This window comes from Arenimonas sp. (assembly GCF_019459675.1).
Classification (GTDB): domain Bacteria; phylum Pseudomonadota; class Gammaproteobacteria; order Xanthomonadales; family Xanthomonadaceae; genus Arenimonas.
In genome coordinates, this window is record NZ_JAIBFH010000081.1 from 1 (window position 1) to 9,743 (window position 9,743).

Consider the following 9,743-nt stretch of genomic DNA (forward strand, 5'->3'; position numbering starts at 1 on the left):
CAGACGTTCCGAAATGCAATGCAATATTGATGCGAGACGTCTGGATAAGCTTTGCCAATGCGAGGCCTCGAACTTCACCCAACATCGCCGAACTTGGAATTCCCAACGGGGACGCCTGTTCCCGCCAGCGACTCCCCGCCACAGCAAGATTTAACCCTGGGTGCAACTCAATGAGGCGCTCCAGCCACTGCTGCTTGTAGGGCGAATGATTCCCCATATAGAGCACATCGAAAACAAACTCCTGATCGGAAACGGAATCGAGGACTGACTGAAAAACCGCTTCGGTGTACCCATGCGGAACGTGCGCAACTCGCCCAACCCCAAGTCGCTCGCTCAACCAGGCCAATTGGAAGGACTTGGTAGTGACGAAACAGTCGTACAGTCGGAAGCTTTCCTTATCGACACCCGGATGGTCAAACGAAACGTCCGGATAGTACATAACGATCTTCGTTCCTAGCGATTGAACACGCTCCAGAAGCTTTTTATTCAATCCAGTTCCCTTGACAGTGAAAAGAACATCCGGCCGAAGGGCTTCACACTCATGCAATACGGACTCCTGGTAAGCCTGCTGCAGTGCGTTCTGCGTCAGCCGCGTCGCGGCGCGTAGAGCAAGTGATACAGAACTTCCAGCAAATGCACCGTAGTCAACCGTCTGGACCAGCCAGCCGAGCTGACGGAAGCCAGCAACTAACCCAGAGCCGCTCGCCCCGTCACGACACTCGGTCGCAGCAACCATCAAATGCCTACGCTTCATTAGCCGCCTCCCCGCACAGAACGCGCTCGCGCAGCGCCAGTGGACTTGAGGCCCAACGCGCCAGTTAGCTTCCGGAGCACCAAGAGGAATGCGACCAGAAATACGACCCCTGTGTAGCTGTAGACGACATGATTCTCGTCGAAGCGAAACGCCCAATAGGCCGCGAGGAAGCAAAACACCAAGTGTCCAAACCCCGGGGCCCGGCGGAACGCCCAATTTTGTGCCGACGCAAGCAGAAACCCAAACGCAAGCGCCCCAAGTGCGACACCGATCCAGCCTCCGCCCAAATACAGCTCTGTCACAAATCCTGCTGCTGTTGCGCTCTGAATGTCAGTCAATGGGACCGAAAGACCGCGAATTCGGGCGGTATGCTGGGCACCAGGCATAAGGATTGGCTTGTCCGGCCAGAGGAAACGCGGCACGAAAGTGGCCGGTATCGGGCCGAACACATTGGCGGGTTCGAACCCGTTTTTATCTGCAAGGGTAACCGTGATTGCGTGCGTGGTCGTCAGGTTTATCCGCGAACTGATGGAATCCACCGCGTCGACTGGATTGATGGTGGGCAGTGCTTCGACATACCCCCTCAGCAATACGATTGGTGAGACCCTCTCGATACCCCCGCTATGCCAAGCGACCTGCCTGACATGAAACACGTAGAGCTGGGACAGGGCGAGAACCGAAACCGCAAGAAGCACGAACGTACTTCGCGCCACGACGTGCCGGTAACCCATCCAGATATGAATGGCCGCAGGGACCAACGGGAGGAACATTTCACTTTTCATTCCCTTGTTGAGTGCCAGCAGTGTCATCGGGAGCGCCATGATGATCGCCGCAGAGACACGCCCGCCCCGCGACGGGCGTCGAGCAGCAACGAAATAGATCGAAGCCACCCCTACGAGGAACAACGTGCCCGAAAACATAGTCAGCACGCCAAAGCTCACGCCCAGGACGCGGGTTAGGACATCAACGCCAAGTGCTGCCACGTAGGCCATTACAGCGGTTAGGACTGGCACCGTTGCAGCATTTTGCATGAACGAGTACGACTCAACACGTGGTCCGACGCGCAGACGCCACGAGCAGGCTACCAACAACAAGCCAAAAAGCGCGATCGTCTCCGCCTTGAAGAAGAGTAAGAACGCGTCGTCGGGCATTGGCACCGTGCCATAGGCGTAAATTTGCTCGACACGCGTCCCAAAGAATAACGTGTCAATCAGCGCATGCAATCTGTAGACCGAGGCGAGCAGCACGAGGGCCGCCCCAAAGCTATCGAAGCGCGCGTTTCCCCAACGACCAAGCCTCCAGAACACTAGCAGGCTCGCCGCACTACCTGCGTGGACCACGGCAAGGCAAGTTGCCTCGGATAGCCCTGCCTGAGAAAGAAGCACAGCCCAAGCCGCCATGAATGCATAGACTGTCAGTGACAAGCTCAGCGCGGAAAATGCCTGTTGCAGTCCGAAAACAATGGGCCGCGCGGCGCCTGAAGCTAGGCCATGGCATGACTGTTTAGCGGACATCACGAAGTCTCGCATAATTGGGCGCGGCCTGATCTGCCGCACCTTTTGGAAACCCGGCTATCATCGCAGAGCCCGTCGCGTCATCATCTGAACAGCAGGACGACCATCCGCGTCGCGGATCATGACAGCGAGGCCAAACGGAATTGCCAGAGCAACTGTCATCCTTATCCCGAGCGGGAGAGCCGGGAGTAGCGCGACGGCGCATGCCGATGCAGCTGTAACCAGCATGACGGTTGTGAAGCCCAGCCGATTGACGCCAGCCGGTCCGGCACGGGAGGAAAAAACGATCGCGCTGACCAACGCCAGCAGCCACAATGTTGACATACGGGCAAACGCAGCACCCTCTATACCAAAGCTGGGGATCAAAAGTAATGCCCCCACGCCAAGGACAGCGAGCCCAAGGAGCGTCGCATTTCGATTAAAGCGGGCCCCGGTCTGGATTTGAAGCAAGTGGTTGTGCATGGAGAACGAAAGCGCCGGAAGCCCAGCAGCCAGCAGAGCGAGGACAGGACCTGCGGCTGCGTAACTCGGACCAAACGCCACCCGCAAAAGTTCGGGTGACAGCCAGATAAGAAGTGCGGCCGCGCTGCCACTCAGCAACAGTTGCCAATCGCCCACCGTCCTGCACAACCTGATCGCCTCGGGCACCTTGGCATCACCCAGTAACCGCGTTACCTGAGGTGCAATGCCACCGACGCCGAGCATCACGCCAGCGATGGCACCACCAACCAGACTGAGCGCCACGGTGTAGTTGGCGAGTTGTGCATCACCCAGAAAATGCCGCACGAGGGGCACTTCGCCTCGGGACCACACCAGGCTCCATAGGAGCGCCGTCACCCACACGTTGATGCAGTAGCGGATGATTGACGCCCTATCCAGGCGTTCGTCCCAGCCAGCGCCTGAAAGGTACAGGCGCTGAACAGGCAACAATCCAACCATGAAAGCCGCTGCACAGCCTGAGCCCATGATCAAGAACGCAGATGTGGGGTCATGCGGTGTCATGGGCATGAATGCCGAGCCCAGCACCATGACCACCGCAGCCAGAAAGTTTGCTAGAAAAACCAAATCGAAGCGCTGAAGGCCGGTCAAAACAGAGGTCTGCATTGCCCATAGGCCCGCAAACAGCGCCCACAACGACAAAGCCCCCAGCCCTTGGGAGCTAATCTCAGCACCGGTGAGCTTCGCGCCTAGCACGGCAATCAAGGCACCTGCCAGCGGCAGTAAGAAGGAGGGCAGCCTCCAAAGGCGCAGAAACGACTGCAGCAGGCCGGGGCGCGAACGGTACTCGGCGAAGAACCGGGTTGCTGCCCCGTTGGCACCGAACGACGCCACAAGGAATCCGATGTCAACCATCCATTGCGCATAGGCGAAAAGCCCAAGTGCGTGCGGATCCAGTCGACGGGCCAGAACCGCCAACAGCGCGAAGCGTGACGCCGTGAGTAATATGGCGGCTCCAGCCGACCAAGCCGCGTGGATACGAATCGACATCAGGCCGAAGCGCTTAGGCGGAGCCAATGTGTACGCGGAGCAGGCTCTCCGAGCGGCTCGATGAACTCGACCGCAACCATAAATATGAAGCAATTACGCCAGACGTAGGACATTTGATTGATCGAACCATGCCGGCCTGCCAAGTTGCGCCACCGCACTGTCTCGACGCAGCAGTAGATAGTTGCCCTCGAAAAATCTGTCGAGTTCAAAATGCCAGCGTTCGAAAGTGATGACGCCATCCGGAACAACTTTGCCGAAGATGTAAGGTTTGTCTTCGATGAACTGGAAAACCCAATGCAGGCTGCGCGAGTTCAGAAGCCATCGCCAGTTGTATTCGAACTGGACGACGTCCACCAATCCTTCCTGGAGCGTTCGTGCCGCACCTTCCAGAACCAATGAATCGAATCCCTCCACGTCGATCTTTATCATCCTGACCGGCGTACATTGCTGGTCCGCGATCCAGGCATCCAGCGTCGCTAGCTTCACGTCCTCGGCGCGATTGCCAGAAACGGGATGCAGCGAGCTGGTTCCGCTTCCTGCCGACTGAGAGTAGAACGCCGCTGTTCCGGGCGCATTCGACAATGCAACGGAGTGGACGCGAACCTCCGGCAATTCCGCGACACCCTTTTCCAGCAGCGCCCGCGTGCCGGAAAGTGGCTCAAATGCATGCACGCAAACATCTAGGCGATTGGCGCGCGCCAGGGAGACGGCTTTCCGTGACCACTCGCCGCGGTTTGCGCCAACGTCAAGCACGGTAGCCGGCCCAGCCGTCTCGCTCAATACGTGCGACAACAACGCAAACTCACCATTTTCCTCGGGGCTATTCGGGGTTTCCTTTCTAGCCCAAAAATATAGCTTCCGGCCAATCTTATAAGCGACATTTCTCAACATACTTTTTCCTAGCGAAACGCTCAAGAATGACGGCAAATGGGATTGCGCTGATCTGAAGACTTATTTCGTGCCTACCGTGAGCGAGCCGAAGAGCCGAAACCAACTCGACCTCAGAGTCGGCCGTCGACCGCATCGCGCGGCAGCAGGCACTTCACGTCATACAACACGCTGCCCGCCACTTTGCCGAACGCACGCACGCCCTGCCCGCCCAGACTCCTGAACTCGTGGTGGCTCACCGCCCCCACGATTGCGTCGTACGCCCCCAGCTCCGGCTTATCGATGGGTGTAATACTGTATTCGTGCCGCGCTTCGGACGCGTCCACCCAGGGATCGAACACATCCACCTGCGCGCTGTACCCTTCCAGCGCATGCACGATGTCGACCACGCGGGTGTTGCGCAGGTCCGGGCAGTTTTCCTTAAAGGCTAGGCCCAGCACCAGGATTCGCGCGCCGACGGGGTTGATGCGCTTGCGCACCATCAGCTTGATCACCTGGTCCGCCACGTACGCGCCCATGCCGTCGTTGGTACGGCGCCCGGCCAGGATTACCTGCGGATGGTGGCCCACTTCCTGCGCCTTGTGGGTCAGGTAGTACGGGTCCACGCTGATGCAGTGGCCGCCGACCAGGCCGGGGCGGAACGGCAGGAAGTTCCATTTGGTGCCGGCGGCTTCCAGCACGTCCAAGGTGTCGATGCCCAGCTTGTTGAACAGGATGGCCAAGTCGTTGACCAGGGCGATGTTGAGGTCGCGCTGCGTGTTCTCGATGACCTTGGCCGCCTCAGCTACTTTCATGCTGGGGGCCTTGTGGGTACCGGCGGTGATGATGCTGGCATAGAGGTCATCGACAAAGTCTGCGATGGCCGGCGTTGAGCCCGACGTCACCTTGAGGATGTTGGTGACTCGGTGGGCTTTGTCGCCGGGGTTGATGCGTTCGGGACTGTAGCCGCAGAAGAAATCCTCGTTGAATTTCAGGCTGCTCACGCGCTCGAGGAGGGGCACGCAGACTTCCTCGGTGCAGCCCGGGTACACGGTGCTCTCGTAAACCACCACATCGCCCTTCTTGAGCACGCTGCCGATTGCCTCGCTGGCCTTGATGAGCGGCGTGAGATCGGGCCGCTTGGCCGAGTCGATCGGGGTCGGCACGGTCACGATGTAGATGTTGCAGCTGGCAATGTCGGCTAGTTGATCGGTGAAGCGCAGCTTCGGGCTGGAGGCCAGCTCTTCAGGGCTGCACTCAAGCGTGCTGTCACTGCCGCCGCGCAGTTCGGCTACACGGGCGCTGCGGATGTCGTAGCCGGTGGTGTCGAATTGCTTGCCGAATTCCACCGCCAGCGGCAGGCCCACATAGCCGAGGCCGATGATGGCAATGCGGGAATCTTCCAGTCGCTTCATCCGTTTCTCTCGGTTTCCGGCACGCTACCGCCCCACGATTGCATTGGCGCTTTCGTAAGGCCGGTTCGTTGCCAGGTTGTGGCCTTGCTCAGGCGGCTTGCGCCGCCCGTGCAGGTTCAAGCACGTAAATGGGCAGCGCCACGCTCTGCGTGCCGCCCAGGATTACCAGCAACACCAGCGCTCGCCGTTCGCTCTGCGCCTGGGTGTAGATGCCCTGCAGTCCCGCCAGCGGCCCTTCGGTGATAACCACGCGCTCGCCCGGCAGCAGCCGGCGCTCGGGCATGGTGATCAGGCCATCGGCATTGGCGTCGGCACGCAGGCGTTCAATGAGTTCGTCCGGCACGGTGGCCGGCAGGCCGGCGGTGCGCACCAAGCCGATGGCGCCGCGGGTCGATCGCACCGGCGCCAGGCTGGTGGTGTCGGCATCGGCGTGCAGGAACAGGTAGCGAGGGAACAGCGCCTCGACCGTCATTTTCCGGCGGCCGTTGCGGATCACGCTGCGCTGCAGCCGCGGCAGCAGGCAGTCGAAGCCCTGGCGCTGCAGGTGCTCCAGCGCCTGCGCCTCGGCGCGCGGGCGGGTCTGCACGCAGTACCAGCGCAGCATCTCAGCCTCCCTCCACTTCATGCTGCAGGCGTTCGATTTCGTCGCGCAGGGCGTCGTACTCGCGCATTTTGCGGTCGAGGAAGGTCCTGGTCAGCTTGGCCTTGGCCTCGATGCCGCCCGGCGTCAGCAGGTAGGCATAGCCCAGCTTGTACGGGCTGCGGCTGAAGTTGCCCACCTTCACCCAGCCCTTGTCCACCAGGGCGCGCAGGGCATAGTTCAGCCGCCCCAGCGACACGCCGGCATGCTGGGCCAGCTCGCGCTGGTTCACGTCGGGCGAGTCCGCCAGGCGGCGCAGGATGGTGATGCTCAGTTCGTCAGCCACAGGGGGCATGGGGAGGTTGTTCACGGATTGAACACGGGGCCAGCTTAGCCCTTCGACCCGACCGGGACAAACGATTTTGTTTCGTCACTCGCCAGTACCTTTCTGTGGCAACCCGGCACCAGAAACGCCGCCAGCAAACCGGCGCAAGCCAGCAAGGCGGTGGACCGCAGCGGGTAGTCGCCCAGTGAATGCAAGGCCAGCCCCAGCAGGCCAATGATGGCGATGCGGGTGTTTTCCAGGGTGGGCATGCGTGGTCTCAAGTCCGTTTGATTTGCGTGTGCGTTTGTTGGGAACGCGGCGGGCTCAGCAATGCGGCCAACAGCCCGGCGCAAGCCAGCAGTGCGGTGGTGCGCAGCGGGTAGTCGCCCAGTGAATGCAGCGCAAGGCTCAACAGGCCGATGATGGCGCCGCGCGCCAGCAGCTGTTCGCGTGCGCTGGCGCCATCGCGGCGCCAGGCGCGCCAGCTGGCCAGCACGTAGGCCACGGCCAGGCCCAGCGCCAACGCCAGGGCCAGCCAGCCGCCTTCCAGCCACAGCTCGGCGTAATCGTTGTGGGCGTGGTTGATGTAGGCGTTGATGGGCGAGTCCACGTCGTAGGCTTCGAACGCACGCCTGAAGCCGCCCAGCCCGGTGCCCAGCGGCCCGTGGTCCTGCGCGGCCTGCGCGCTGAGCGCGGCGTACTGGAAACGCGAGTCCTCCATCGGGTCGGCCTTGAACCGCTGCAGGATGCCGAACAGCGCAAACTGGATGCTCAGCAACAAACCCACCGCCACGATCACCGCAATGATGCGGCGCGTGCCGCCGCGCTGCCGGCGCAACGCCAGCACCGCCGGCACGCTGAGCGCGATGGCCACCATGCCCAGCAGCAGGCCGGCGCGCGAACGCGCCAGCGCAATGCCCAGGATCAGCAGTGCCGCCAGGCCTATGCCGGCCAGCAGCCACAGCAGCGCGGCGTGGCTGTCGTCGCGGCGCGCGCTCCACCAGGCGGCGGTGCCAATCAGCACGAAGGGCAAGGCCAGCGCCAGCTGGCTGGCGAAGTGGTTGCGGTTGGCGAAGAAGCCCACCGCTTCGCTGGGGTTGGTGATGGTGTAAAAACGCAGCGCGCTGTCGGGGCCGCCGGCCAGCTGCGCAATGCCGAGCACCGTGCCGCCCACGGCCACGGTCAGCAGCACGGCCACCAGGCGCAGACGCTGGCGCACGGTGAACTGCAGCGCCGCCAGGAACAGCGCCATCGCCGGCAGCAGCCAGGTCAGGGCGGTATGCGTGCCGTAAGGCACCAGGCTGAGCCGGTGCGCGGGTTCAACGCCGGCCGTGGCCAGCTGCGCGGCGATTTCAACGCGCTCGGGCGAAGCCAGCCACAGCGCTTCGGGCGCCGGCAGCAGCTGCAGCAGCGGCAGGGCCAGCGGCAGCAGCGCCAGCCACGCGGCGCGCGGCAGTGCGGCGTCGGCTTCGGTTTGGCTGCGCCACAGCGTGGTGATGATCAGCAGCGCCGCCAGGGCCTGGCACAGCGCGTCGCCCAGGGTGCCCTGCCCGCCGCCCAGCACCAGGCACAGCAACAGCAGCGCGGCGGCCAGCGGCCACTGCAGGCTTGCGGTTGCGGTGCGTGCTGCGGCCTGCGGCATGGTCAAACTCCCGTGGCGCGGGGCACTTGCTGCGGCCCGTCGACTTCGCGTGATGATAGCGGACTACGCTGCAAATCTACTGTGCGCCAAGCCTTACAAATCGTACAAACCGCGCCAATAAAAAGGCCGCCCTGCGGCGGCCTTTTCCGTGCGCACTTGGCGGCGCAGCTTACGGGCTGACGGGCGGCGGCAGGATGCCGTCCTTGAACTCCAACTCGCCCTCCACCACTGCGGCGCCGATCAGCAGCGTCCACGCGCCGAAGATCCACACGTAGTTGCCGCTGCGCGGCTTGTCGCCCAGCGCCTGGGCATAGCTGGGGCCGATGCTCTGCACGCTGGCCACGTTGCCGGCGCAGGTGGACAGGGCCGGCACGTCCAACAGCGAACCCGATGCCAGCGGCAGCACGCAGCCGTCGGTGAAGGTGATTTCGGCGCTGCCGCCTTCCATCACCATCACGCGGTCGCCGGCCATCAGCGGCTGGGCTTCGGCGGCGGTGATGAATTCGTCGCCCTGGTTCACCAGCACGGTGCCCTGCTGCGCGCTGAGCGTTGCGGCGTGTTCGGCGGTTTCCGCGGCGAACGCGGGCGCGGCGAACATGGCGGACAGAAGCAGTGCGGTACGGATCATGGCGGTGTTTCCTTCAAGGGCTAACTAGTGACACGCGTTACAGCACGAGTGTAGGCCGGCCAGGGGGGCATGGCAACGTTTATCGCCCCATCAGCGACCCATGCAGACTGCATGGTAAATCTTTCAAATCAGTTACTTGTCCGCTGCCGGGTGATCTTGATGGCGTCGAACCAGGCCTGGCCGCCGATGCGCTGTTCAGCGGGGATACGGGCCGGCAATCGCAGCACCAGCCACTGCGCGGCACAGTCCTGGGCCGGCACTTCGAACTGCGCCTCGAATGCGCGCCAGGGGCCGTTGCCGCGCAGCGGCGGAGTTTCGCCCAGCGCGGCGCCGCCGCTGGCGCAGGTGACGGTCCACACCAGGCCGCGTTCGGTGCGCAGGTTTTCGGGCTTGGCCTGGCCCGACAGCAGTTAGCGGCCCGGGGCAAGGGCCAGCAGCTGGCGCACGTTGGAAACGGCCACGCGCCGGTCTTCGAAGGCCACGCGCAGGGCCAGCCGGCCGTCGGCGCCGTCGGCAGGCAGGCGGTCGAT

11 protein-coding genes are annotated in these 9,743 nt (G+C 62.6%); all 11 read right to left on the minus strand.

The features are described 5' to 3' along the window. Positions 1-736 (minus strand): hypothetical protein (locus tag K0M70_RS03100; RefSeq protein ID WP_290779154.1); only part of this gene is annotated, 736 nt, incomplete at its 3' end. 17 nt (positions 737-753) lie between these two features. Beyond that, entirely contained in the window at positions 754-2,268 is a 1,515-nt protein-coding gene (locus tag K0M70_RS03105) for a hypothetical protein (RefSeq protein WP_290779157.1), read from the minus strand. Positions 2,269-2,328: 60 nt separating this feature from the next. Continuing rightward, positions 2,329-3,756 (minus strand): oligosaccharide flippase family protein, encoded by a 1,428-nt coding sequence (locus K0M70_RS03110; RefSeq protein WP_290779160.1) that lies wholly within the window; start codon positions 3,754-3,756, stop codon positions 2,329-2,331. 93 nt (positions 3,757-3,849) lie between these two features. After that, positions 3,850-4,647: an FkbM family methyltransferase gene (locus K0M70_RS03115; protein ID WP_290779164.1), complete on the minus strand. Its 798-nt coding sequence runs from the start codon at positions 4,645-4,647 to the stop codon at positions 3,850-3,852. A 110-nt stretch (positions 4,648-4,757) separates the two neighbouring features. Further along, complete coding sequence (tviB, locus tag K0M70_RS03120; RefSeq protein WP_290779166.1) at positions 4,758-6,038, minus strand: Vi polysaccharide biosynthesis UDP-N-acetylglucosamine C-6 dehydrogenase TviB; 1,281 nt, start codon at positions 6,036-6,038, stop codon at positions 4,758-4,760. An 88-nt stretch (positions 6,039-6,126) separates the two neighbouring features. Continuing rightward, a complete protein-coding gene (locus K0M70_RS03125; protein ID WP_290779169.1) occupies positions 6,127-6,642 on the minus strand; it encodes a transcription termination/antitermination NusG family protein in 516 nt (171 codons plus the stop codon). A gap of 1 nt (position 6,643) precedes the next feature. After that, the gene (locus K0M70_RS03130) at positions 6,644-6,973 is read right to left on the minus strand and encodes a MarR family EPS-associated transcriptional regulator (protein ID WP_290779171.1); all 330 of its coding nucleotides are present in this window, start codon (positions 6,971-6,973) and stop codon (positions 6,644-6,646) included. A 35-nt stretch (positions 6,974-7,008) separates the two neighbouring features. Beyond that, complete coding sequence (locus K0M70_RS03135; RefSeq protein ID WP_290779174.1) at positions 7,009-7,212, minus strand: hypothetical protein; 204 nt, start codon at positions 7,210-7,212, stop codon at positions 7,009-7,011. Positions 7,213-7,220: 8 nt separating this feature from the next. Beyond that, entirely contained in the window at positions 7,221-8,585 is a 1,365-nt protein-coding gene (locus tag K0M70_RS03140) for an O-antigen ligase family protein (protein WP_290779177.1), read from the minus strand. A gap of 169 nt (positions 8,586-8,754) precedes the next feature. Beyond that, positions 8,755-9,213, minus strand: coding sequence for a hypothetical protein (locus K0M70_RS03145; RefSeq protein WP_290779180.1), 459 nt, complete (start codon positions 9,211-9,213; stop codon positions 8,755-8,757). A 128-nt stretch (positions 9,214-9,341) separates the two neighbouring features. Then, the gene (locus K0M70_RS03150) at positions 9,342-9,572 is read right to left on the minus strand and encodes a hypothetical protein (RefSeq protein WP_290779183.1); all 231 of its coding nucleotides are present in this window, start codon (positions 9,570-9,572) and stop codon (positions 9,342-9,344) included. Positions 9,573-9,743 lie beyond the last annotated feature (171 nt).

Excerpts from the sequence above, each read along its gene's own strand:
- K0M70_RS03105 (WP_290779157.1), bottom strand. The coding sequence starts at position 2,268 with ATGTCCGCTAAACAGTCATGCCATGGCCTAGCTTCAGGCGCCGCGCGG.
- K0M70_RS03110 (WP_290779160.1), bottom strand. The coding sequence starts at position 3,756 with ATGTCGATTCGTATCCACGCGGCTTGGTCGGCTGGAGCCGCCATATTA.
- K0M70_RS03115 (WP_290779164.1), bottom strand. The coding sequence starts at position 4,647 with ATGTTGAGAAATGTCGCTTATAAGATTGGCCGGAAGCTATATTTTTGG.
- tviB (WP_290779166.1), bottom strand. The coding sequence starts at position 6,038 with ATGAAGCGACTGGAAGATTCCCGCATTGCCATCATCGGCCTCGGCTAT.
- K0M70_RS03125 (WP_290779169.1), bottom strand. The coding sequence starts at position 6,642 with ATGCTGCGCTGGTACTGCGTGCAGACCCGCCCGCGCGCCGAGGCGCAG.
- K0M70_RS03130 (WP_290779171.1), bottom strand. The coding sequence starts at position 6,973 with ATGCCCCCTGTGGCTGACGAACTGAGCATCACCATCCTGCGCCGCCTG.
- K0M70_RS03135 (WP_290779174.1), bottom strand. The coding sequence starts at position 7,212 with ATGCCCACCCTGGAAAACACCCGCATCGCCATCATTGGCCTGCTGGGG.
- K0M70_RS03140 (WP_290779177.1), bottom strand. The coding sequence starts at position 8,585 with ATGCCGCAGGCCGCAGCACGCACCGCAACCGCAAGCCTGCAGTGGCCG.
- K0M70_RS03145 (WP_290779180.1), bottom strand. The coding sequence starts at position 9,213 with ATGATCCGTACCGCACTGCTTCTGTCCGCCATGTTCGCCGCGCCCGCG.